Origin of the sequence: Microcoleus sp. F4-D5, assembly GCF_036704885.1 — a bacterium.
GTDB lineage: Bacteria > Cyanobacteriota > Cyanobacteriia > Cyanobacteriales > Microcoleaceae > Microcoleus.
Map to the genome: position 1 here is coordinate 1 of NZ_JAUBSX010000073.1, position 23,019 is coordinate 23,019.

The following is a 23,019-nucleotide window of genomic DNA, read 5'->3' on the forward strand; positions in this document are numbered from 1 at the left end:
AAAAGCGATATAACAATATTTAGGGAATATCGCTCCGAGTTTGACCCACAACAAAGATTTAAAGGAGATAAAGCATATATTGGAGAAGATTTAATTACAACTCCCATTAAAAAACCCAAAAATCGAGAACTAACAATTGAACAAAAAGAACAAAACAAAGAATTTTCGGCAAACCGAATATTCGTTGAGCATCGAATTCGGTCAGTCAAAATATTTCGAGTTATCCAAGAAAGATTTAGGCTAAATCCTCAAAAATATGCTGAGGTAATGTTGACGATTTGTGGATTGGTAAGATTACGAATTATGGCGCTAATATTACCAAGAGAAATATCCTCTATATCATCGGGTGAAAATTGACGCATATAACTCAATATTTTTGCCTAATTATCAACAGCAAATATCTCAATACCTTATTTTGTCGTAGATACTAGCTAATTTACTATGATTGCATTTATACCCTATAACCTAGCTATACAAAGGGCTTGATTATTTTTGGAGATGTCTTGAGTATATCTGAGTATAGACGAAGCTCCAAGCTCGTTTCCGTCAAGCTAAAACAACAACCCATCATTACCAAATTATTTGGCTACTAGCTGGGGGCAAAACTACCGCAGAAGTGATGGGAGTGACAGGTTATAGTCGCGGTTGGATTTATGAAGCGAGTTTGGGGATACAACCATTTAGGACCAGAATCCCTCGCACATCGGCGTTGCCTTGCATACCCAGCGTGACCCTCTGCTAAATGATGTGGAACAATCTCAATTCTGGCAAGTCCTAAAGCAGCCACCCCCTGATGGCGGACTGTGGAATAGTCGTAAAGCGGCTGACTGCATGAGTGAACTCAAGGGTGAAAAAGTCTGTCGTCTGCATAGGGTGGGAATATCTCTTGTCAATGAAGTTTCGATTGAGAGTTCCTCGCCCAGAACATAAGGAATCAGATATCCGCAGAACTTGCAGGAATGGAAAAAAAAATCTGGGTCGGTTCGTCTTAAAAATCAAGAAGGAGAACCCTTCAAGCGCCCTAGAAGTCGGGTCAATGGACGAACATCGTCGCTTGATTGAAACCTGTTTTGAGACCCGAATGGGTGGATGAGTTTAGTAATGCTACGGCTGTGGTTAACTGGCGGTTTCAATGGTTGTGGTTATATGGTTTCGTACATCCGAGTACCGGAGAAACCAAAAGAGTGGATACTACCCTTTGTCAATAGCCAGCTTTTCGAGCGAGTTTTAGCAGATGAGAGCTTTCCAGTAGGAAAGTATGGCCCAAAAAAAGAGTAATTTTAGTAGTGGATGGAGCCCCATGGCATTTGAGTGAAAGCGTAAAAATCCCCTTGGGGATAGATTTATATTGTCTGCCTTCACATTCACCCGAACTGCAACAGCCGTGAAAGACTGTGGCCTGCCGACAAATGAACCGATAGCTAATCACTGTTTTAAAAACGCAAGATGAATTAGAAGCTGTTTTATTTGAGCGGTGTCGAAAACTGTTAAATCTCAAACAGCTAGCGAGCGTGGTTTGACTCATTTCTATTGGTGGCAGGAAGCAAAAGTTTAATCATGGTTACTCGATCGGACCTGATATGACTTATGTATTAATGATTCCAGTATGGAAAACTTAGGCCACAACAATCATTAATCATTGGTAGTTTCAGACAAGTTGAGTTGGTATTTTCGGTCATCAGCATTGCACTTTTCAGTAATCAGCTTGATAGGGTCTTGCCTTTGCAGGTTAATCGCCCAAACCCTTGATTGCTATCAGGTTGGCTGTGGCTTGAGAAGCTCCACTCGTGACCGATTAAGAAAGTGGAGCGAATGTCTATGAGCCAATCTACGCAATTCAACAGAGAATGGCTGTTAAAGCCATCTTAAATTAGTGGGATTTTTCAGCAGAAAAAGCAGCCTGAACATCTTGATAAACAGAGCGTAAATGCTGGAGTAACTCTTGTTGGGACAACTCATGAATCTGAAGCTCTCTGATCAAAAACGCCAGCCTTTGTAAGGCACCATTGTGAATTTCTGCCTCAAGCACCTCGATTAACTGTTGCTGTGTTAGCAGTTGTTGTTCCAAACAACGGATTCGTCGCCACCAACAAAGTTCATGATAGACAACGCACGCAATTAATCCCGCTGTACCAAATATAATTAGGCTCGACACAAGAGTTATCTTATCCATTAGTCTTCCTCCTTCCCTGTTTCATAAAAAAAAAGGTGAAGTCTAACCAGACTTCACCTGGATTAAATTAGGAGTTCCCAAGTCAGCCTTATTAACTTTTCCGGAGTGATTCTTCTAGAACTGACTAGGTATTATTCCTAACAATTCCATCAGCACTTAAAGCCAAAATTGATGGGGTTTAACAGAGGCTTCGGAATCAGACATGGGGTTTTTATACCGCACCCCCGATTTCCTGTTCCCCAAAATTTTTCGCTCTATGTGGCGCGAAGCTACAAATTAGCAATTGCAGCATTTAACGCCAGGAGATGTTCATCTGTTTTATCCAGCCTGCTTTTTGTCCGGGTTGTCTGGTCGGCGAAGGACAAATAGTCTTTTAAGGCTTGTTGTTGCACGGCTTGCAGTTCGGGTGTAGGTAGAGGTTTACGCAACTCATTGGGAATAGCGTCGTTAAAGAGATGGCTCACCAGTTGAGAGTACAATCTAACTTGAGAGTTCCTGACGTTATCTAATTCCTGCTTTCCTCTAGCTGTACTGTAGTTGTAAAGTTCTGCTTCCATACCTTTGGTTTCAATATCGATGGTGCCAGAACGCCAGAAGTTATAAGCTCCTAGTTTCGCTTTGTCTGTGCGATATCCAATCACATGATTGGGAGCATCGCCGAAGAGTAGCAAAGCGCCCAACAAATCTAAGATCAGTTCATCTGTCGTATGAAGAATGTAAGGGCGACCTGACGCATTTGGTTGGCGCAGGATTTGGGCAATATCCAAGCGTGTCTTTAAATGCGAGAATGCCCGTTGGGTACGCCATCTATTATCTCCACTAGCGAGGGTAAGTAACAAGGGAACAATATCTACGCTAGAGCAAAGTTGTGTCCGTTCTGTTCCTGGGGTGGAAACCCACTGTTTAGTTGGGTCTTTGATGTAAAGAGGAACGTTAATTGATTCTTCATAGACACCAGCACTTTTACCGCGCAACCCGTGAGAACCGCCATATTCGCCGTGGTCTGAGGTAAACACGACGATCGTATTTTGGGCAAATGGGGATTTTTCTAAAATATCAAGTGCTTTCCCGATTTGAGCGTCCACAAATTGTTGGAATAGTAGGTATGAATCCAACAGTTTCAGCCAGGGTTCTCCGAATTTTGGCGGTAAGTAGCCAGCCCCTAAGTTTGCTGCTCGGCGGAATGCTTCTTGCAAGCGGGGCTTTTTCGCTAAGCCGATGGGGTTTTCAAAGTTGGGAATTCTATCTTTGAAGACACTTGGCGGGTTGCTTTCTGCGGGTATTTCCTTCGTCCCTTGGGGGTACCAAGAAATGTCATGGGGGTTGATTAAGCTGATGGTCGTACACCAAGGAGTATTTTTGGCATTGTTGGAATTGAGCCACTCGGCGAACTGTGCGGTGGCTTGAATCCCTTGAGGAGGCGTACCGCCTTTGACAATATAAGGGTCTACTTCTAAACCTTCTCCGGGATTACCATTGGGGGAAGGATAAGTTCCGCCACTAAATCCGTAGGGTTCCAGGGAATTTCCGGTGGATAAATGCCATTTACCGAACCACCACGTACTGTAACCAAAGTTGTCTCGCAACAGTTTTCCCCAGGTAGGAAAGCCAGGATTAAGACTTGGCGCTGGCGCTGGAAAGAGTATGCTACTACTCTCACCACCATCATTCAAATGCGTATCCATCACAAATGTTTGGTGGGAGTATAAACCTGTCACCAATGTGCCGCGAGCCGCCGTGCAGGCTGTTGCTGCTGTATAGTACCGCGTGAAGTTGACTGAACTCTTTCGCAATTTTGCGATCGCGGGTAGATATTTGTCGAGAGTGGCTTGTGCTGGAAACCATTGGGGAGTGCGTAGTTGGTCTACGACAATCACAAGGATATTGGGCTTTTTATATCCCGACCTTTGATATCCCGATGTTTGTGCAATTGCCGGAGTGTCGGATTTATTCAGAAGCCCAGACCCAAGTAGTGCAGCTCCTGCTAAGCCAGTTGTCGATAGAAATGTCCGTCTTTTCATCATCTTGATTGAATTTTACGAAATATAAGAAATCCCAAGATTACTGAGATAACTTTCAAAGAACAGCCAGGATTTTCTCCTGTGTTTATAATTTGTCCGGTGAGGTCTAGTCATCTCCTTTCCGGTTTCATCGGTTGTGTAAAAAAATAGACCTCATATCTGCGATCGTCGGTGTTTATCTTTTTACCCTGCGGGAAGCCGCTACTCTTGTCTGCATCTGTGGTCAAAATTTAACTCGCGATTGGTGCAAACAATCTTCAAAATTATTCTTACACTACCAATAATACCGGAGACGATTTCAGACTTCACCCTTGCTTTAATTAGGAATAACCAAGTCAGGCGTGTTAGCTTTTTAAAATCGCGTCTTCCAGAACTAACCAGGTTTTATTCCCAACAACTCCATCAGCAGTTAAATGGAGATAGGATTGAAATTGTTTCACTCGCGTTGTGGTTTTATTGTCAAAGTTGCCATTAACGGCAATCGTGCTTGTACCCGATTTTCCTTGTCTTTTGGCTTGATTGAGCCGTGCCTGTAGATATTTCACTTCATTGGGATTGTTGTTTTTGCTTTGGCTCAAGGTAGAGTGCATTTTGTTGAATAAGGGACAATGGCGTCGATGTAACTCCAAGTTTGTGCCCCAATGATGCCATCAACTTTTAGGCAACTCGGTTTGATTTTTTTTGACATACTATTCATTAAGATTGCCAAATTCGCCATCAACACTAATATAGGTGTGGTAGAAGATATTGAGTTGTTCTTGCAGGTATTTAACCTGATTGAGTTCATTGTTCTTGCTGCCTGGGGTTAAGGTAGAGTGAGTTGTTTGATCGGCGCGCATCGGTTGAACCTCCTGAAATCAATGTTGTTTGTCTTTGATGATTCCAGTATGGAAAAATCAGACCACTTGCATCATTGGTAGTTTCAGAGAAGTTGAGTTGGTATTTTCGGTCATCTGCATGGCAGTTTTCGGTAATGAGCCGATCGGGCTCATTCATGACAGGCTAATTAGATATATTTACTCATTGACAAAAGTTTCTTTTTCTTAAGTTGTCCCGAATGAATAGGGTCTAACTCATAGGGATTAATCGCTAGCGACTTCAAGCGTCCCTCGCAAAGTAAGATCAAAGTTATTGTGTCAGGTAAGCGGTAATGTCCCATAGCTCGACCCAAAAGCAGCCAGTAGAGATTCTGATTGTTGATGACCATCGCCTGCTTCTAAATGGAACGATTAGTCTGGTTAGCGATCGCTTTCCTACAGCACAAATCCGCTCTTGCCAAACAGTCCAGGATGCTCTAGCGCAAGTGAGAAAGCATTTGCCTGACCTGGCAATTGTAGATTTGTCCATTCCAGAGACATCAGGGACATCTGCCAACGTCGAGCATGGATTGAGATTGCTCAAGTTATTGATGCACGATTATCCCCTGCTCAACCTGATGGTGCAAAGCAGTAACGTCAAGGCATTAATTCGCATCATGCCGGAAATTGACAACCATCAGGGCGGATTGACGATTGCCGACAAAAGCGTGCCGGTAGATACCTTCCTGATGCGGATGGAGTGGGCTATGCAAGGATTGACCCATACCAAAGATCTCCAAACCGGTTTAGAAGTGAAACCGGAATGGTTAGAGGTCATGCGACTCGCTTTTGAGGAGGGACTTCAGGATAAAGCGATCGCCCAAACCATGCACAAATCCGAGCGGATGATTCGCCACTATTGGTCTAAGATTCAGGATACACTCGATATATATCCAGAAGAGGGAAAAAATCTGCGGGCGCAAACCCAAATTCGTGCCCGTGAAATCGGATTAATTGACTGAACGGGCAATGTCTACGATTAATGAGCCATATAATAATATTTTAATTTTAAAGCGCCGAGTCGTTCTGGCCATGTTGAGTTTGGCGACGATTGGCGCAACTATTGCTACATTTCTGCACCGGCTGCAACCACACCCTCGTACTATTTATCTGATTACACCTCCGTTGTTGGCGATCGCCTGCCTGATTTTACTGATTCGTCTCTACAAAAAACCAGAGAGCTTGCAACAAGTGATAAATCTGGCTTTATTGGCAGGGGTAATGTTTGTAGTGGTTCCCAGTTGGTTATATACCCTACAAGCGATCGTCTCGTCGGACACCACCCTTGTAGGTAGTTTGCCCCCTGTAACACCCGCATTGTTCGTATTGACAATGGTGATGCTGATCGCCCTGCGTCGCCGCCAGCAATTGGTCATTGCAACTCTCATCGCTTGGATGGCGATCGCTGCCCCAATTCTCACATATTTGCTGCTGCACCCGCCAGAACTTCGCACTTCGCGAGGATTGGATTTATTCATCTCTCTCGGCCCAACAATGGGGATACAAATTCTCCTCATTCTGTTTTATAACCGCGTCCAAGATATCGTCGAGGGCTTATATACCGAGCGTCTCCTGTACTATGCTCAAATTGTCGAGCGACAGGCGATTCGTCAGCAGGCAATGGAACAAGCCTTCACGCAAATCCACAATGGCCCTTTGCAAACCTTAGCTCTCCTCCTGCGGGATATGCAGCAAGAACAGATGCCATCTCAACAATTGTTCCAACGCTTGCATGACCTGAATGCAGAGATCCGGGCAGTGGGGCGCAGTCTCACCGAGGAAGCGGATTCAGAGCAACACTCAACAGCCGTTTTAACCAGCCTAGAACCCCCTAATTCCGAACAAACACTCCGTCTGGGGGAAGGCACTTGTATCGATCTCAACCGTCCCCTGCATAATTTATTGTATGAAGTTTATGCCATTACTTTGAAGCGCAATTTGCCCTATTTCCAGACCATTCAAGTCAAAGTTCGGAATTTCTCCCCCATCGAGCAAACTAACCTCACCTTGGACATAAAGCGGGATTTGTGTTTGTGGTTAGAGGAAGCTTTATGTAACGTGGGGAAACACGCTCTTGGAACAACTCGAATTGTCGTGACGGGAGAAGATCGCCAGGGGCAATACGTTCTCAAGGTGCAAGACAATGGCCCTGGACTTAAACCCGAACAAGGACAACAGGGAACAAAGCACTCTCACATTTTGGCTCAACGATTGGGGGGACAGTTTCGACGAGAATCTTTGCCCAAGGGAGGGGTGATTTGCGAACTTTCTTGGTTAGTGAAGCCATAGCTATTGTTGAATAGAATTGGGTTTTACTTCTGGCCCAAGTTAGCGCAGACTGTAGCGCCTGCTCGGGGAACAGCCGAGATACGCGCAACGTAGGACACGATATAAAGTTGTGTAAAGAAACCGTAAGCCCAGGCTGAATTTTCGCTCCTCAAAATACCAGCGTCATCTCCTCATCTAAGGCCTGCGGGACTATATCCAAATCAATCAGGTAATCCCCAATTTGATGGGGGTGGTGTTCTTACTGATGATTAGATCGCGGTCAATCGACCGAACATGATATCAAAAGTAAATCGGCGATTTAAATGTTCAACTATCTTAACAACTCGATCGATATAAGACGCATCTAATCAAAAATTTCCGCTAATTTCAAAGCATTAAGTTGAGCTTGAGCTTTATGCAGCGACTCCTGCCATTCCCTTTCTGGATCGCTATCAGCAACAATCCCCGCACCCACTTGTCCCCAAACAATTCCCCCAGGAGTACCGTTACTTTTTTGTGCGTATAAAAGTGTGCGAATAAAAATATTTAAGTCTAGGTTGCCGCGCCAGTCCAAATAACCGCAGGAACCGTAAAATAAATTGCGCTTCACAGGTTCCAATTCTTCGATGATTTCCAGACAGCGCACTTTCGGACAACCTGTAATCGTACCGCCCGGAAATACCCCTCGAATTAAGTCGATCGCGTCGCAATCTCTTCTTAATGTACCGATAACATTACTGACGAGGTGCATCACGTGACTGTAGCGTTCAACTGTCAGAAATTCGTTAACTTTTACCGAACCCCATTCACACACCCTCCCGATATCGTTGCGCTCTAAGTCAACTAACATAATATGTTCGGCTCTTTCTTTGATATTCTCTATTAATTCCTGTGCTAAATGCTCATCTTGAATGCAGGTTAAACCTCGCGGTCTCGTTCCCGCGATCGGTCTAGTATCCACTTGTTTTCCTAATAATTGAACGAGTCTTTCCGGCGAACAACTAACTATCGCCCCCCACGGAGTTTGCCAATAACTGGCAAAAGGCGAAGGATTGATCCGTTGCAAAGCGCGGTAAATTGACCAACTACTGCAATCTGTACGGGTTTCAAACCGCAAAGATAAATTAGCCTGAAAAATATCGCCCGCATGAATATAATTCTGAGCTTTTCGCACTATTTCTTTATACTCACTCTTAGATAATTGGAAAATAGGAGAAGGGGAATTTTGTTGATAATTTTCCGGGGAATTATTGGGGATTATTTCTGGCTGGGTTTGCTCTAATTGATGTTGCATAACATCGAGGTGAGAAGGTTGACTCGCAGCCAACCATAGAATTTGCGTTTGACTGTCTAAAACCGCAAAAGATTCTGGTTCGTACCAACAGCTAACCGGAAAAGGAAGCGGATCGGTATTGAGTTGGGGCAGGTGTTCGATTTCCCATGCTAAATCATAACCTAGCCATCCCAACCAACCCCCAGTAAAAGGAATCTCCGGCGGTACATTCACTGCTAAATTTTGCTTTTGAGAGTCCAAAAGAGCGCGCAAAAAAGGTAAAATTTCACCGACTGCCGGTGTCCATAGCTGAGATTGACCGTCAATTATCCGGGGAGAACCTGCACAAATAGAATATCGCGCCAATTTAGTAGAAGATGTAACTGGACTTTCTAGCAGAACAGCCATATCGCGGGGGAAACAATCCGATATTGAGCTTGCACTGCCGGCAGTTTTAGCGAGAAATAAAATTTGAAAAATCTCAGATCCGCTGCGCTGATTTAGGGGAAGCTTTCGCCAATGCCAAGGTTGTATTTGTTTCATAATAGATTGCACTACGGTTAACACTTTCAGGACTTACGCAATGAGTCAATTTTGGCACTATCTGTAGTAGTAAACTGCACAGTTAGTACCTGCTAAAATCGATTGAAAGCGTTATCTCAGCCATTACTGACAACTTGCCAAACATCTCGGCTTGCTTCTTTTTTGAGACGTATCCAACCCCTAACGGAGTTAATGAGAAATAGAGTTTTGGTACTGCGCAAATCATCCAAGGTAATTAACTCTTCTCTGATTTTTCCCTCCTCTAAAAGTTGAGCACGAAACGTCCCCGGTAATAAACCGCACTTGACGGGAGGTGTGATTAAACCTGCGGGTGTATCGATCGCGATATTGGCGATCGTGGATTCGGTGATAACTCCATCTTGATTCCACAGAAAGACATCCTGATATTCGGGCTGCGACTCCAAAGCCATTGTATAAGGCAATCGGTAAGTTGTCTTGTGGTAAAGAAATTGGTTTTGAGAATCGATCGGTTTGCGGGCAATTCCCACAGATGCACCGATTTTTAAGATACCGCTATCTAGTGTCTGAGCCTGTAATGTTATGTTTCCCTCACAAGATATTGTTAAGCGTATTTTTTGTTTGACTGACCCGCAAGTCATACTTAATGCTTGTAAAGCTTTGCTTGCTTCTGTTAGCGATAGAGGGAAATTAAAATAATCAGCCGATCTCTCTAATCTTTTCAGATGTCTGTCTAGCAAAAAATAGCCTTTTTTGGGTTCCCATAAAAGTGATTCTAGCAATTCAAACTTTGAATGTTGTTTAATCATATTTATCAATATAATGTAATTTAGTTAAATTGACAAGTTTTCAACCAGCGAAGCGGTCTGTTTGTGTAATTATATAGGAAGTTTACTTGAATTTATATTGCCTAAATCCTTTATATTTCTATGGCGCCTTGCCATCGGGCTGTTAATATTAACCTTAGTGCTCGCACCTCTAGCCCTCAACTACTACGTCAGGCTAGTTACAAGCAACTACCTGCGCACCGATTTAGCCGAGGTTCCCGCCGAACCAATTGCCATTGTTTTCGGTGCGGGAGTTTGGTTCGGTGGCACTCCAACGCCAATATTAGCCGATCGAGTCCAAGCTGCGATCGATCTCTACAAAGCCGAGGGAGTTAGCCAACTTTTGATAACGGCAGACAACAGCAGCAAAGACTACAGCGAGGTGAAAGCAATGCAGGAATACGCAGAAGCACAAGGCATAGCAGCTAAGATCTCACCCTAAATGGAAATGGGAAAGCCTGTACTATAAAAAGCACAGGCGAGGGATAAGGAATTGGATCTTAAAACTTAAAGATTCACGGTACTCTGGCAGCATAACCAATCTTTATTACCAATAACCAATAACAAATAACCCAAAAATTTACTTGCGTTTAGAAAGTCCTGCCAGCGACCAAGTTAGACTCACCATCATCAAGCGTCCTAGAGCCTTCAAACCATCTTCACCGTTATTTTCAAATGCTTGAAACTCTGTTTGAGAATTATCATTTTCCGACAATTCTTGAGTAGCTGCTGCTAGTGTTTCCAACTCCGCTCGATCGCAAGAAGATATCTCAAGGTTGACTTGTGAATGCTGATTTTCTTTTTCTATCATTTTATGAGTCACCTCCTTGAGTTATTGCATACATAACTCATACTACAAATATAAACTGTTTGTTTCCGGCATTTGGCTATCGAAGTTTTCCTACCTGACGATCGCCATCAGCAAGTGATGTGATATCCATCACTTAATTGTTATTTTTACTTACTAGCAATATTTTGATTAATCTGCTACAGTTAAGGCCTAACAATCAATTTCACGCTCAGTGACCTTGAGTTGAAAGTAAGCATCGGAAAACTCAGAATAAACTCAGAAAATTAAGGTGTAGATTTGATGGGAATTTATCTCGATACTGCAATAGTAGCAGAAGCAAAAGAGGCGAGCAAGTTCGGCTGGCTTTCGGGTATTACTACTAATCCAACCCTCCTGGCCAAAAGCGATTTATCTCCAGATGTGACTCTCAAACAACTGGCGAAACTTATTCCTGGGGAAGTATATTATCAGCTAACTGCATCTGATTTTGATGGCATGATAGCAGAAGGAAAAGCGGCTTTTGAATTAATTGGACAGCAAACAGTGTTGAAAGTTCCGGCAACGGCGGCTGGTTTTCAAGCAGTAGCGCATTTGTCAGGGGAAATTCCTTGCGCGGTGACGGCTATATACAGCGCCGCGCAGGCTGCGGTCTCGGCGGAAGCTGGGGCAAAATATGCGATCGCCTATGTGAATCGCGCCACCAGATTGTTGGGAGACGGTTTTGCCTTAGTGCAAGATATGGCAAATGTGTTGCACAAAACTAATACTGAAATTTTGGCAGCTAGCATTAAATCGCCGGAAGAAGCGGTGAAGACTTTATTAGCTGGAGCACATCATTTGACATTGCCTTTTGACCTGTTGCAGGCGATCGCAGTTCACGAACTTTCGCAGCAAACAGTTGATGAATTTGCGAAAAATGGGCGGGGAATTTTGGGATAATACCAAATTTATGTAAAACTTGAAAATTACGAATTGGTAATGGGTAATTGGTCTGGGTTGTCAATAATATCAAATCCGCTAGCATCGGAAGAGTTCATCCCTCTGTTCTGGAGACTCTGCGTTCTATGGTTCAAGAGCGGTTTAATCATTCCCATGCAACCGGAAGTGATAGGACTACTGAGGCCAGTAAAAAAAACAATGCAACTGTAGGCCCGCGAGCCACACCCATACAAAATCAGTCATTACCAATTCTCAAATCTCAAATCTCAAACAGTAGGACTATGGCATTCGCCAAATCTTAATAGTACGATCGGGACTGCCGCTCACAAAAGTCTTGCTATCTCTAGCAATAGCAACAGAACTCACAAACTGACTGTGACCAGAAAGAGTGCTTCTTTCTTTTCCCGTCTTCAAATCCCAAACTATAATATCTCCGCCCCCGCCGATCAAACTGCGGCTGTCCGGGCTAAAGGCGATCGTCCTCACCCAGCTCGAATGCCCTTTAAAAGTGCGGGTGCGCTTCCCGTCTTGCACGTTCGACAAACGGATCGTATTGTCGGTGCTAGCACTAGCCACAATTTGCCCGTTGGGGCTAAAAGCCACAGCATTAACAGGGCCGCCGTGACCTGTGATAATTCTTCTGACTTCTCCGGTGCCGAGGTTCCACAAACGCACAGTCTTATCCTGGCTGCCGCTAGCGAGAGTTTTACCGTCCCGGCTCAAAGCGATCGCGTTTACTCCTCCGGCGTGACCGCTCAAAGTCCGCAACCTGTGACCGGTTTTGACATTCCACAAGCGAACAGTTTTGTCGTCGCTGCAGCTAGCGAGAGTTTGACCGTCGCTGCTAAAAGCGACCGCGTTGACGGCGGCTTTATGAGCGGGAATGGTCCGCACCCGTCGTCCCGTCTTCAAATCCCACAAAATCACATTATTGTCGTCACCGCCGCTGGCCAAAATCGAGCTGTCCGGGCTCACGGCCACCGTCTTGACCGATTTTTTAGAATGCACCGAATTGAGAGTCCGCACCAAGCGTCCCGTCCTCGCATTCCAAATTCTAATCGTCCCAAAGCTGGCGCTGACCAAAGTTTGACCGTCCGGCGACAGGGCGATGGCATTTACACTCCCGACATTATCCAAACTTCTTTGCAAAAACTGACTGCTAGGCAAACTAGAAAGCAGCCACACCGGGTTTGCCGGAAACACCCCGTAACGCAGCGAACCGTAAATTTGAGACCCGCCAATACCCAGCATCAAAACCGCAGTGCCCGCCAGCAACTTCTTTTTCCAATCAACAACCTCTTTCTCGGTCTTGTTCAATCTCGAATTGAGAGGTCTGAGGCGGTTCATGGAACTCTGCTTCGTAGCCGCAGCCCCTCCGGAAGTTGCGCGAATTTTAGTTTGCCCCGTCGTCGGCAACTGAGTCGGCAACTGAGTTTCTGCACCGTCGAGATTAATTTCCTCCAAGCACTGCAAAACCATCTGCGGACTTTGAGGTCGATTTCCCGGAAAAGGTGCCATCAGGTAATCGATCACATTAGCCAACTCGTCGGAAACCTGAGGAGCTCCTTTGCGCCACATTAATCTTCCCGTGCGCGGGTTCTCTGGAAACGCAGTCGGCGGCTTCCCAGTCAGCAAATAAACAAAAGTGCGCCCCAAAGCAAAAAAATCCGACTGCGGAACAGCCTTCCCATTAGTTTGTTCCGGCGGCGTGTAGCCGGGGGAAACAATACCAGTCACATTTTGCCCCTGGCCCACCTTCGCGAAATAAGTCCCCGACACTTCCCTAGCAGTCCCGAAGTCTATCAGCACTAACTGCCCGTTCGGCTTGCACATAATATTGTGCGGCTTGATATCCCGATGAAAATAGTTGAGTCGGTGAACTTGGTCTAAAATTTCCGACAGTTGCTTGAGCCAGTTGAGAGCTTGTTCTTGACTGATTGGGCGGCCTCGATGTTTGAGCCAGTCTTGCAAATTGGCACCAGCAATTTTCTCCATCACCAGACAGTGAAAAGACTCTGTGGTGTGAGCTGGCGAAAATGTAAAATAACCGTCGCGATCGACTTTTGGAATACCTGGGTGTCTCAGCCTGACTAATACGTCGGCTTCTTGCTTAAAAAGTTCTACAGCTTTGGGATGTTCTTTGAGCAGGACTTTGAGCACTTTTCGGGAGCCGTTGTCGTCCACTTCAAAGGTTCTGCCAAAGCCACCGCCTCCGAGAGGCGCGACTAGCCGATATCTACCTTGCAACAAAAGTTCAGACCCGCAGTGGATACACGCGGATTTGCCAGAGTTGGCTGGATCGGAGGGATTCGGGCATTTGGGATTGAGGCAATAACTCACAGAAGCCACATAACCCTGACTGAGGTTGCTCTATCAAATTTTACTTTGACACTCTCAGCACTCTTGGTGACTGAGATTCTTGGTTCAGCGAAGTCACTTGCCTTGACAGGATTACTCGAGCCAAAGTAGAGGTGTCTTCTCCTCAAGCGTGAATTCCGGTATGCCCTACCGTACTTGATTAGTCCTCTTGAGATAGTTAGGTTTTGATTCAAATAGGAGTTTTCCTAGACGGCAACACGGTTAGGTGTGACTGCGTACTCAAAAAAAATAAGAGTACGAGTTTTTATGTTGTCTAGTTATACTCACTTTTCAACTTATGACGATCGTAGCACACCTAGTACAAGACTCATGAGCACTCTTGATTGAAATCTTTCAGTGTTGCTCAAGTCAAGCGGACTAAAGTCTCCCTGGTTTTCCCCATCTCGTCTGTTTCTATAACTTGGGGCGATCGAATCTAACATCGGGTTGAAGATCGAGGTTCTGTTATTTGTCCCAGCCGATCGATCGAGGTCAAAAACCCCTCATGACAGCAGATGGTTCACAAAAAAATCAGAACTAATAACTGAGATCTGCCAGATTTCAATTGTACGATCGCCACGACAACTCTCGAAGCAACAGAGAAAGAGCGGGAGTGTGGGGGACGGGGAGTGTGGGAATCTGGGAGTGTGGCAAAGTTGAAAACATCTGCCTTCTGCCTTCTTCCCTCAACATCCATCCCTTAAATCGGTTAAATCTCGTAAACTGTTTCGTTGCCGAACTTCCTTCAGCACAAGAAAGCTTGTTAAATAAGTCCCTCAATTACCGGATGGAAGTAGAAAGCCAGCCCCAAAACCGTATAAGCTGCCAACAGCAAAGTACCTTCTAGCCAGTTAGAGTTGCCGTCCGAACTGATAGAATTGGCGATCAGCACCGACACCGCAACCGCTACAAGTTCAAACGGGTTGAAGTTCAAGTCCATCGGTTTGCCCAAGACAAAACCTGCCAAAACCAACACCGGGGCAACAAACAAAGCAATCTGCAAACTCGAACCCATTGCTACAGAAACCGATAAATCCATTTTATTTTTCATCGCCACCGTCACCGCCGTCGTATGTTCGGCCGCATTGCCAATAATCGGCACTAAAATCACCCCGGTAAACAGTGATGTCAGCCCCAAACGCGCCGTCGCTTCTTCTAGACTACCCACCAGCAGTTCCGACTCGACAGCTACCATCACAGTACAAGCCAATAGGACCGCAATCCACAGCGGCAGATTTACTTTGTGATCGGGGCTGTCTGGTGCTAAGTTACTTTCGGCTAATTCTTCAAGCATATCTATTTCTGCCACCCCTGCCTCGTACAGATAACTGTGGGTTTTCATCGAAAACAGCAGCGTCAGCACGTAGACGACAATCAGGACTACAGCAACAGCGCTAGAGAGGTTCTGCATAGTTTGGGGAGGGATGCCAATAGAGGTGGCATTAACTGCCGTCGGCACCAAAATGGCAATCACAGCTAAGTTCATCGCTGAAGCATTCAACCGGGCGACAGTCGGCTGAAAATCTTGTTCTTTGTAGCGCAAGCCGCCCAGCAGCATCGCAAATCCCATCACCAACAGCAGGTTGCTCATAATTGAACCGGTGAGGCTGGCCTTGACAACATCTATTAGTCCGGCGTTGAGGGCGACGATGCCGATAATTAGTTCCGTGGCATTTCCGAAGGTAGCGTTCAGCAAACCCCCCAAATTGGCACCGAGGACGACGGCGATTTCTTCGGTGGCCGTGCCCATCCAGGCCGCTAGAGGGACGATGGCTAAAGCCGAGGTGATGAAGATTGTGGAGGATTCCCAGCCGAGAAAGTGTCCGGCGATGGAAACTGGGATAAATAACAGCAGGCTGGAAATAATTGTATTTGTGTTTAGCATTTAGATTCTCAAAAGCTGCCAACCGTCAATCATAGCCTGCCACAAAGTTTAATAAACGGGAAGGGTTGGGGATTTGGGTGTTCGCTTAAAGTTGGGAGTGGGCGATCCTCTTCGAGGGCTTTCCTTCGGATCGCGAAAGCTAACGCTAACGGGCGATCGCTGGATTGCCGCTTTCACAGATGTGACAAACTGCGAGAGCGATTTGTTTAGCCGATCGGTTCAATCGATTTTCCTATTCTACCCGCTCGATCGCATCAGGTTCCGCATTGTCTTGATAGCAAAGTTGACTATTTCTGGGCGATCGTTTTTTCAGATGTTCGTCTAGTGATATAATTTTTAAATATTGCGATTCTGCAAGTATAGCTATACATAATACTTAGGACTGCTTCAGCCATGCCTCTACAAGAAGAGATTGACAGAACAAGGCAAGACATTCGGACAGATAGCTACTCAATGTCTATTGGCGAGTGGATCAGTCTTTATGAGAATAATGAAATCGATATTCACCCAGATTTTCAAAGGTTTTTTCGTTGGTCGGATTCTCAAAAATCTACTTTTATAGAATCAATTCTTTTAGGTATACCGATTCCACCAATTTTTGTCTGTCAAAGAGATGATGGGATTTGGGATGTGATCGATGGTTTGCAGAGACTCTCAACCATATATGAATTTATAGGTATTTTGAAACCCGACAATCAAGAGCAAGATACATTTTCTGCTGTCGCCTTACAAGAAACAACTTACTTACCTTCCTTAAAAGGGAAAAAATGGAACGATCCTGACGATAAAGATAACTCTTTAACTCAGGCGCAGCGTTTATTCATAAAAAGAACCAAAATGTCCGTCAATATTGTTGCAAAAGAAAGTGATGAAATGATTAAATATGAGTTATTTCAGCGGCTGAATACAGGAGGATCGATTGCTACACCGCAAGAAGTAAGAAATAGCATTCTTTTAATGTTGAATAAAAATTTATATGATTTAATACGTTCACTTGCCGATCGCCAGTCATTTAAAAGCTGCATTGCTTTGAGCGAGCGCCTCGAGGAAGAACAGTATGATATGGAATTAGTATTGCGTTTTATTCTTTTCTTCGATCGAGATGATGCCAGTATTCAAACGCTGGGCGGTGATGTTAGCGAGTTCTTAACGGCTAGAATGCGTGAAATGGCTATTAAAAAAGATTTGGATAGCCGCCACATAGAGACAGCGTTTGATGTGACATTCAATATGCTTAATAAAGCTATGGGAGAGGACAGCTTCAAGCGATATAACTCGGAGAATGATAAATTCCTGGGAGGGTTTCTATTATCTGCATATGAGGTGGTAGCACTAGGAATTGGATACAACTATCAAAATCCAATTCCAACAGACCAAATACCTAATCGTATAAAAAATATTTGGTCACATCCAACTTATAAACAATGGTCGGGAGCAGGAAAGAATGCAGCAAGACGCTTACCCTATCTTATTCCGCTTGGTAGAAAGGAATTTTCCCCTTCATGAGCATCCGAACAGAGGAACAATTAAGCCATAAATTGGCAACGGATCTTACTTGGCGAAAGAAGGAACTGTCAGAAATGAAATCTTTGATAGAAGCGAAAAATGTTACTGACCAAAGACATAAAGCATTACTTCGGAGTGGAGTATGTATTCTCTATTCCCATTGGGAAGGTTTTGTCAAGTTAGCAGCCAACTCTTATCTAGAATATATTATCTCAAAAAAGCTTACGTATCAGGAGCTTTCTAGTAATTTTTTAGCTTTGGCTATGAAAGAAAAACTTAAGGAGGCAAAACAGACAAATAAGCCATCATTGTATATACCTATTTGTGACTTCTTTATTTCCGAATTAAATCAGAGATGTCTCCTGCCTAAAGATGTAATATCTACTGGATCGAATTTATCTTCTGAGATTTTAAAAGAAATAACTTATATTCTCGGAATTGACTTTTCAATATACTCTACTAAATCGGTATTAATTGATACCAAGCTTTTAAAGACAAGGAACGAAATTGCCCACGGTGAGTATTCGGTGTTTGATAGGGCTGAATATCTAGAGGTACACAAAGAAATTCTAGAAATGCTCGATATATTTTGTACCCAGATAGAAAATGCTGCTAGTCAGAAAAAATTTAGGCGGGATTCACCTTAGATAATGACAACACGAGCAAATAATTATCAGTCATGTCAAGAAAACTAGCTAGATTTTTTCAAAAAAGAAATCAATCTGAAAGCGGCAAAGTGGCAAGAATCTCATGAAATATATGATATTGGCAGTGGAAATTCTTGATGTTAAGCCTAATATGACTGTTGAATTTGAAACCTATTTCAAAACAGCTTCAGCTATTATTTATTTCATGCCCGGATAGATATCTCACTAGCTTCAACGCTGTATAGAAACCACAAATCGTTATATTCTGCTTGTGCGATGACACAGTTTGGAAGATCGTACTGTTGGATTTCGACATCTCTTAGGATGTAAATTAAGCTGGGGAATACATTAAAAAGCAATGGGGAATGGCAATGACGCAAGTTGTAATTGTGGGAGCGGGGCCAACTGGTGCGGCACTTGCCTTACTGCTGGTGAAACGAGGTATTGCCACAACGTTGGTTGAGGCGGCAAAAGATTCCTACCGAGTGTTTCGCGGTGAAGCGTTAATGCCCAGCGGATTGGATGCGATCGCACAAATGGGCTTATCCACTATGCTAGAAGGTGTTCCACACCGACAAATTGATGCCTGGGAGTTCGTGGTGGGCGATCGGCAACTATTTCGAGTTGATGAGCCAATGGGGTCAAATCGACCTTGTACGCTGGTATCGCAACCGCCTTTGCTAGAAACACTAATTTCAGAAGCTCAGTTGCATCCAGAATTTGAATTTATCCCAGGTGTTCCCGTAAAAGATTTACTGTACAGGGACGATCGCATTGCAGGTGTAAAGCTAGGAGATGGGCGAGAGATTCCTGCTGCACTTGTGATTGGTACAGATGGTAGAAACTCGGTTGTACGACAGCGTGCAGAATTAGAATTAGTAAAACAGCAGAATAGTATAGATGTTCTGTGGTTTAAACTTGCCGCTCATCCTCGGTTTGTGGCGGATAATGTATTTTATTCCATCCTGAATGGCGGTAGCGGATTCAGTGTCTTTCACGGGGCAGAATCAGGAAAACTTCATCTGGCTTGGGTGCTATCGGCAGATGACAAAACGGATCGGAAACACACAGATTGGGCAGAAACTTTCGCATCGCTATCTCCTGCGTGGATGGCAGAACATTTCCGCAACTGTGCCGATACGATCGAATCTCCGATGCGATTATCTGTTGTGGTTGGTCGCTGTCCGCGCTGGCATCGGCCAGGAATCATACTTTTGGGAGATGCGGCACATCCTATGTCTCCGGTTCGCGCTCAAGGAATTAACATGGCGTTACGCGATGTAATAGTTGCCGCCAATCACCTTGTACCTTTATTGAAAGCAGGGGCTAATTACGAGGATATTGACTTAGCATTATCGCGGATTCAGGCAGAACGCGAACCCGAAATTATTCGCGCCCAACAACTTCAAGCACAAGAAGCGTGGAAAGGCGAACAACTGCGAAACAATGGATTATTGCGTTTATTGATGATGCAAACGGCTCCGTTTTTGGGTGAAAAAATTAAACAATTTTGGGTAAAAGGACAGTATGAATTGCGCCAAGGAGTAACAAAGGTAAAATTGGTTGTGTGAAAACAGGAAATTCAAAATAAGGAGAAAATTGTATGCGATCGACAACTCTCAAAGGACCGATCGGCACTATTCACATCATCGAAGCCAGTCCCCCTGTCACCGCTGCGGAGTCGGAACCGCTGCCGGTGGTGTTCGTGCACGGTATGGCGGTTTCCGCGAGCATCTGGGAGGCGCAGCTTGCCCGTGTCGCCCGTACCCGACGCGCGATCGCCCTTGATATGCGGGGACACGGCGATTCGGCACCGCCGGAGGACGGCAACTATGCGCCCGCCTCCTGTGCAGCGGATGTTTTCGCGGTACTCGATGGGCTGGGACTCGATCGAGTGGCGATCGTCGGGCACAGTTTCGGTGCTTGTATTGCCCTCGCCACAGCAGCCACTGCACCGCACCGCATCGCGCAGTTGATTCTAGTAGACCCACCTGGAGATTTTACCAAGGTGCCTGCAGAGGTGCACGACGAACGTATCGTCCCCTACCAGAGGGCTCTGGAGACGGAGGATTGGCGGGCTGCTGTGGAAACTAGCTTCAACGAGGCGCTGACAGGAAGCACGGCCCAGACGCGCGATCGGGTTCTGGCTTGGTTGGCGGCGACTCCGCAGGATTGCCTGTCTGGAATGTCTCGCGGGATGTTTGCCTTTGAAGCAGTTGATAATCTCGATCGCTACCTAGCAGCCCCTGGAACACGGGCCCACGCAATTATTGCTCCCTCAAACACTTTTCCGTTCAGTCTCCACATCCTCCGTCCCACACTGACGACAACTACGCTACCCGATACTGGACACTGGCTGATGCTGGATGCGCCAGAGGCTTTTGCTAGGGAACTTGATATCTGTTTGGAAGGTGTTTAATATATAGCCTTTCTCAGTAACATGAGGTACCCGACGTGCATAGGGCATAGGGCATAGGGCATAGGGCATAGGGCATAGGGCATACCTCACTTTTTTCTGCGCTTTCTAGGGTTTGAATTGCCTCGCGGATGCGAGCTGCATAATCTCCGAGATTTTGCCGATTAGGTAGCAATATTTCTAATTCTTCTCGGACATTCACCTTTTCTCACCTCTCATTTGTCTAAATTATGAGCTGTGTCCCGCACAATATCCAGGATTGCGTCAATATCGGCACAGGTAGTGCGGAAGTTGACTGTGCAGGCGCGTAAGGCATACCGCCCACATATAGTTGTATTGGACAGGTAAGCTCTGCCTTTGCGCTGCACAGCAAACAAGATACGAGCATTCAGTCGATCGATCTCAGCGTTTACAGATGCACGTTCCGTTTCATCCCCTGATAGGAGTCTGGTAACTAGAAGAGGCGGTACGTAGCGAAAGCAGCAGATACTCAGCTCTACCGGCGCTAGCAGTTCAAAATCTTCTGCCATGCTGACGCGATCGCCCAAGTATTCTGCCAAAGTATTATTATTAGCGATCGCGGCACTGATACGTCGCACCCCGTAATAACGTAGCAGCATCCAAATTTTCAAGGCACGAAATCGCCGGGAAAGTTCTATGCCGTAATCCCAAAAAGCAAAAGATTCAGCCTCTGTCTCCTCATGTAGTTGAAGAAATTCCCCAACACCGAATGATAGAGCCGTGCGAACTTCAGCAGCATTGCGGAACAAAAGGCAACCGCAATCAACCGGCGTGTAGAGCCATTTGTGCGGGTCGAGAGAAACCGAATCAGCTAACTCAATTCCAGCAAAAAGATGGCGTTTGCGAGGATCTAATGCAGCGAAGGCTCCATAAGCGCCGTCAACGTGAAGCCACAACTGATATTCCTCAGCAACCCGCGCAATTTCTGCAAGGGGATCGACAGCACCCGTCGCAGTTGTTCCCGCGTTAGCTACGATACAAAACGGTCTGAATCCGTTACTCAAGTCAGCTTCTATCCGCTGGCGCAAACTCGATACCTCTAGGCGAAACTTCGCATCAGATTTAACGATGCGGACGCAATCGCGCCCTAATCCGAGTACGTCCGCTGCTTTGGGGATTGAAAAGTGAACGCGATCGGACGCATAGATAGTCATCGGCGCTCCAGTGTTCCACAATCCTTTTTCTGAAACTTTTTCGGGTGACTTGACTCGGTGCGCGATCAGCAACGCATTTAAGTTAGCCATCGAACTGCCACTGGTCAATAAACCTTGCGCGTTTTCCCCATAACCAACGAGCAACCCCAGCCAGCGCACCACGAGCTTTTCTAGTTCCGTCGCCGCCGGAGCACTGCGCCAGGAATTGACATTCGGGTTAAGCGTGGATGCGATCGCGTCTGCAAACGCTCCTACGGGTGTGGAAACTGAACCAATATAACCTAAAAAACGCGGATGACCCGTGTGGCGGGTGGCAGAGATCAGCGATCGGCAATCTTTCATTAATTGCTCTATTGATTCGCCTTCAATGGGTAGCTCGGAAGATAACTCATCCGCAAATTTGGAGGCGGCTGTATGTTGAAACAAGGGAATTTCGGCGATGTGTCCGAAGTAGTCCGCGATCAGCGCAACGGACTCCGTTACCAGTTCGTGCATCGCATCGTCTGTGAGATCCAATGATGGAGGATTGCTATCTTGTGTTTCCCCATTTCTACGATCGGAATTGCTCATTTCATCATCGGCTCCAACCACCATTGTTTAAACTCCCATATCGTTCAATCAGACGAAGCATCAAATAACCCTTCACCTCGTTCGAGCTGCGATCGCAAATGATTTGTTATTAAATCCGGATCGCGATTCTTTGCCACATTCAGTTGGCGATCGTAGTAGGTGAAGATGAGGTGAATTCGAGTGCTATCTCCATCATTAGCAGCACTGTGCATAGCCATATTATTCATTTCGTAAGCCTGTCCTACCTTGAAGTGATAGGTTCTATCACCTACGAAAATTTTGACATGAGGATTCGTCTCGATCGGAACGTGAATCTTGAGAGGATATACAGACTCGACAACATTGTCTTGATGAGTGCCAATCTTACATCCAGCACTAAGTTTGGCTAACATAACTTTGCCGATTGTATTTTCTAAGTATCCGTAGGGTTCCACGATTGCCCTCATAATTGGTTCCAATTTGTGCTTCCACTCTTCCCAAATTGCATACTCAACTATATCGGGAAAAGTCTCACGATAATCTGTTACAAATTTGAAAACAATATGCTGGGTTGTGTGGCTAAAAACTCCAAAGCAATTTGGTTTAAGACGATCGTACTTGTCCCAGCATTCTTGGCTCAAGTTGAGAATATCTTCTTGAATTGAGGAAATATCTACTGCTCCGAGTTCTTTAACTGTCTTTGTTTTATTAGGATTCTCTACAATTTCTATCATTGAAATGTCCTGCAACTTGCTCGATTGAGAATTCTGTTATCTTCCGAATTTGTGGCTGTTTGCCTGTCTTCCATTATTT

22 protein-coding genes are annotated in these 23,019 nt (G+C 45.2%); 10 read left to right on the forward strand and 12 right to left on the reverse strand.

Annotated elements, in window-relative coordinates; genetic code table 11:
• Nucleotides 1-357: transposase family protein (locus QUA80_RS25980; protein ID WP_333427879.1), on the forward strand; the 357-nt coding region annotated here is incomplete at its 5' end.
• 1,513 nt (nt 358-1,870) lie between these two features.
• Here QUA80_RS25980 and QUA80_RS25985 read toward each other — a convergent pair.
• The 4 genes from QUA80_RS25985 to QUA80_RS26000 all read right to left on the reverse strand — a co-directional run bounded on the left by QUA80_RS25985 (nt 1,871) and on the right by QUA80_RS26000 (nt 5,033).
• Nucleotides 1,871-2,173, reverse strand: coding sequence for a hypothetical protein (locus tag QUA80_RS25985; protein WP_333427880.1), 303 nt, complete (start codon nt 2,171-2,173; stop codon nt 1,871-1,873).
• A gap of 269 nt (nt 2,174-2,442) precedes the next feature.
• Nucleotides 2,443-4,197: a sulfatase-like hydrolase/transferase gene (locus QUA80_RS25990; protein ID WP_333427881.1), complete on the reverse strand. Its 1,755-nt coding sequence runs from the start codon at nt 4,195-4,197 to the stop codon at nt 2,443-2,445.
• 341 nt (nt 4,198-4,538) lie between these two features.
• A complete protein-coding gene (locus tag QUA80_RS25995; protein WP_333427882.1) occupies nt 4,539-4,772 on the reverse strand; it encodes a peptidoglycan-binding domain-containing protein in 234 nt (77 codons plus the stop codon).
• Between the two features lie 111 nt (nt 4,773-4,883).
• Nucleotides 4,884-5,033 carry a hypothetical protein gene (locus tag QUA80_RS26000; protein ID WP_333427883.1) on the reverse strand — a complete coding sequence of 50 codons (150 nt, stop codon included), beginning with the start codon at nt 5,031-5,033 and terminating at the stop codon, nt 4,884-4,886.
• Nucleotides 5,034-5,344: 311 nt separating this feature from the next.
• Between QUA80_RS26000 and QUA80_RS26005 the strand changes: the two genes are divergently transcribed.
• Together QUA80_RS26005 and QUA80_RS26010 are read left to right on the forward strand one after the other, a co-directional pair.
• Nucleotides 5,345-6,013, forward strand: a complete 669-nt coding sequence (locus QUA80_RS26005; RefSeq protein ID WP_333427884.1) for a response regulator transcription factor — start codon at nt 5,345-5,347, stop codon at nt 6,011-6,013.
• A gap of 7 nt (nt 6,014-6,020) precedes the next feature.
• Entirely contained in the window at nt 6,021-7,340 is a 1,320-nt protein-coding gene (locus QUA80_RS26010; protein ID WP_333427885.1) for a hypothetical protein, read from the forward strand.
• 343 nt (nt 7,341-7,683) lie between these two features.
• On the opposite strand, the gene QUA80_RS26015 is transcribed toward QUA80_RS26010, so the two are convergent.
• Together QUA80_RS26015 and QUA80_RS26020 are read right to left on the reverse strand one after the other, a co-directional pair.
• Nucleotides 7,684-9,135: an anthranilate synthase component I gene (locus QUA80_RS26015; protein WP_333427886.1), complete on the reverse strand. Its 1,452-nt coding sequence runs from the start codon at nt 9,133-9,135 to the stop codon at nt 7,684-7,686.
• A gap of 116 nt (nt 9,136-9,251) precedes the next feature.
• The gene (locus QUA80_RS26020; protein ID WP_333427887.1) at nt 9,252-9,923 is read right to left on the reverse strand and encodes an aminotransferase class IV; all 672 of its coding nucleotides are present in this window, start codon (nt 9,921-9,923) and stop codon (nt 9,252-9,254) included.
• Nucleotides 9,924-10,020: 97 nt separating this feature from the next.
• Between QUA80_RS26020 and QUA80_RS26025 the strand changes: the two genes are divergently transcribed.
• A complete protein-coding gene (locus QUA80_RS26025) occupies nt 10,021-10,383 on the forward strand; it encodes an ElyC/SanA/YdcF family protein (protein ID WP_333427888.1) in 363 nt (120 codons plus the stop codon).
• A 138-nt stretch (nt 10,384-10,521) separates the two neighbouring features.
• Here QUA80_RS26025 and QUA80_RS26030 read toward each other — a convergent pair whose 3' ends face one another.
• Nucleotides 10,522-10,752 (reverse strand): hypothetical protein, encoded by a 231-nt coding sequence (locus tag QUA80_RS26030; RefSeq protein ID WP_333427889.1) that lies wholly within the window; start codon nt 10,750-10,752, stop codon nt 10,522-10,524.
• 279 nt (nt 10,753-11,031) lie between these two features.
• Between QUA80_RS26030 and QUA80_RS26035 the strand changes: the two genes are divergently transcribed.
• Nucleotides 11,032-11,670, forward strand: a complete 639-nt coding sequence (locus tag QUA80_RS26035; protein WP_333427890.1) for a transaldolase family protein — start codon at nt 11,032-11,034, stop codon at nt 11,668-11,670.
• Nucleotides 11,671-11,949: 279 nt separating this feature from the next.
• Here QUA80_RS26035 and QUA80_RS26040 read toward each other — a convergent pair whose 3' ends face one another.
• Nucleotides 11,950-14,019 carry a serine/threonine-protein kinase gene (locus QUA80_RS26040; protein ID WP_333427891.1) on the reverse strand — a complete coding sequence of 690 codons (2,070 nt, stop codon included), beginning with the start codon at nt 14,017-14,019 and terminating at the stop codon, nt 11,950-11,952.
• A gap of 772 nt (nt 14,020-14,791) precedes the next feature.
• Entirely contained in the window at nt 14,792-15,913 is a 1,122-nt protein-coding gene (gene cax, locus QUA80_RS26045) for a calcium/proton exchanger (protein WP_333427892.1), read from the reverse strand.
• Between the two features lie 73 nt (nt 15,914-15,986).
• On the opposite strand from cax, the gene QUA80_RS26050 reads away from it, so the two are divergent.
• From QUA80_RS26050 to QUA80_RS26070, 5 genes are all read left to right on the forward strand, one after another.
• Complete coding sequence (locus QUA80_RS26050) at nt 15,987-16,238, forward strand: hypothetical protein (protein WP_333427893.1); 252 nt, start codon at nt 15,987-15,989, stop codon at nt 16,236-16,238.
• A gap of 68 nt (nt 16,239-16,306) precedes the next feature.
• Complete coding sequence (locus QUA80_RS26055; RefSeq protein WP_333427894.1) at nt 16,307-17,419, forward strand: DUF262 domain-containing protein; 1,113 nt, start codon at nt 16,307-16,309, stop codon at nt 17,417-17,419.
• Nucleotides 17,416-18,066 (forward strand): MAE_28990/MAE_18760 family HEPN-like nuclease, encoded by a 651-nt coding sequence (locus QUA80_RS26060; protein ID WP_333427895.1) that lies wholly within the window; start codon nt 17,416-17,418, stop codon nt 18,064-18,066. The genes QUA80_RS26055 and QUA80_RS26060 overlap by 4 nt, the downstream gene beginning before the upstream one ends.
• A gap of 371 nt (nt 18,067-18,437) precedes the next feature.
• Complete coding sequence (locus tag QUA80_RS26065; RefSeq protein ID WP_333427896.1) at nt 18,438-19,637, forward strand: FAD-dependent monooxygenase; 1,200 nt, start codon at nt 18,438-18,440, stop codon at nt 19,635-19,637.
• Nucleotides 19,638-19,669: 32 nt separating this feature from the next.
• The gene (locus QUA80_RS26070; RefSeq protein ID WP_333427897.1) at nt 19,670-20,485 is read left to right on the forward strand and encodes an alpha/beta hydrolase; all 816 of its coding nucleotides are present in this window, start codon (nt 19,670-19,672) and stop codon (nt 20,483-20,485) included.
• Between the two features lie 13 nt (nt 20,486-20,498).
• On the opposite strand, the gene QUA80_RS26075 is transcribed toward QUA80_RS26070, so the two are convergent.
• From QUA80_RS26075 to QUA80_RS26085, 3 genes are read right to left on the reverse strand one after another with little or no spacing between them, the layout of a single operon-like run.
• Nucleotides 20,499-20,684, reverse strand: coding sequence for a hypothetical protein (locus QUA80_RS26075; protein ID WP_333427898.1), 186 nt, complete (start codon nt 20,682-20,684; stop codon nt 20,499-20,501).
• Between the two features lie 13 nt (nt 20,685-20,697).
• Nucleotides 20,698-22,251: a pyridoxal-dependent decarboxylase gene (locus QUA80_RS26080; RefSeq protein WP_333427899.1), complete on the reverse strand. Its 1,554-nt coding sequence runs from the start codon at nt 22,249-22,251 to the stop codon at nt 20,698-20,700.
• A gap of 20 nt (nt 22,252-22,271) precedes the next feature.
• A complete protein-coding gene (locus QUA80_RS26085; protein WP_333427900.1) occupies nt 22,272-22,940 on the reverse strand; it encodes an aspartyl/asparaginyl beta-hydroxylase domain-containing protein in 669 nt (222 codons plus the stop codon).
• Between the last annotated feature and the right edge of the window lie 79 nt (nt 22,941-23,019).

Coding starts and splice junctions, on each gene's coding strand:
- QUA80_RS25985 (WP_333427880.1), bottom strand. CDS start 2,173: ATGGATAAGATAACTCTTGTGTCGAGCCTAATTATATTTGGTACAGCG.
- QUA80_RS25990 (WP_333427881.1), bottom strand. CDS start 4,197: ATGATGAAAAGACGGACATTTCTATCGACAACTGGCTTAGCAGGAGCT.
- QUA80_RS26000 (WP_333427883.1), bottom strand. CDS start 5,033: ATGCGCGCCGATCAAACAACTCACTCTACCTTAACCCCAGGCAGCAAG.
- QUA80_RS26005 (WP_333427884.1), top strand. CDS start 5,345: ATGTCCCATAGCTCGACCCAAAAGCAGCCAGTAGAGATTCTGATTGTT.
- QUA80_RS26010 (WP_333427885.1), top strand. CDS start 6,021: ATGTCTACGATTAATGAGCCATATAATAATATTTTAATTTTAAAGCGC.
- QUA80_RS26015 (WP_333427886.1), bottom strand. CDS start 9,135: ATGAAACAAATACAACCTTGGCATTGGCGAAAGCTTCCCCTAAATCAG.
- QUA80_RS26020 (WP_333427887.1), bottom strand. CDS start 9,923: ATGATTAAACAACATTCAAAGTTTGAATTGCTAGAATCACTTTTATGG.
- QUA80_RS26030 (WP_333427889.1), bottom strand. CDS start 10,752: ATGATAGAAAAAGAAAATCAGCATTCACAAGTCAACCTTGAGATATCT.
- QUA80_RS26035 (WP_333427890.1), top strand. CDS start 11,032: ATGGGAATTTATCTCGATACTGCAATAGTAGCAGAAGCAAAAGAGGCG.
- cax (WP_333427892.1), bottom strand. CDS start 15,913: ATGCTAAACACAAATACAATTATTTCCAGCCTGCTGTTATTTATCCCA.
- QUA80_RS26055 (WP_333427894.1), top strand. CDS start 16,307: ATGCCTCTACAAGAAGAGATTGACAGAACAAGGCAAGACATTCGGACA.
- QUA80_RS26060 (WP_333427895.1), top strand. CDS start 17,416: ATGAGCATCCGAACAGAGGAACAATTAAGCCATAAATTGGCAACGGAT.
- QUA80_RS26065 (WP_333427896.1), top strand. CDS start 18,438: ATGACGCAAGTTGTAATTGTGGGAGCGGGGCCAACTGGTGCGGCACTT.
- QUA80_RS26070 (WP_333427897.1), top strand. CDS start 19,670: ATGCGATCGACAACTCTCAAAGGACCGATCGGCACTATTCACATCATC.
- QUA80_RS26080 (WP_333427899.1), bottom strand. CDS start 22,251: ATGGTGGTTGGAGCCGATGATGAAATGAGCAATTCCGATCGTAGAAAT.
- QUA80_RS26085 (WP_333427900.1), bottom strand. CDS start 22,940: ATGATAGAAATTGTAGAGAATCCTAATAAAACAAAGACAGTTAAAGAA.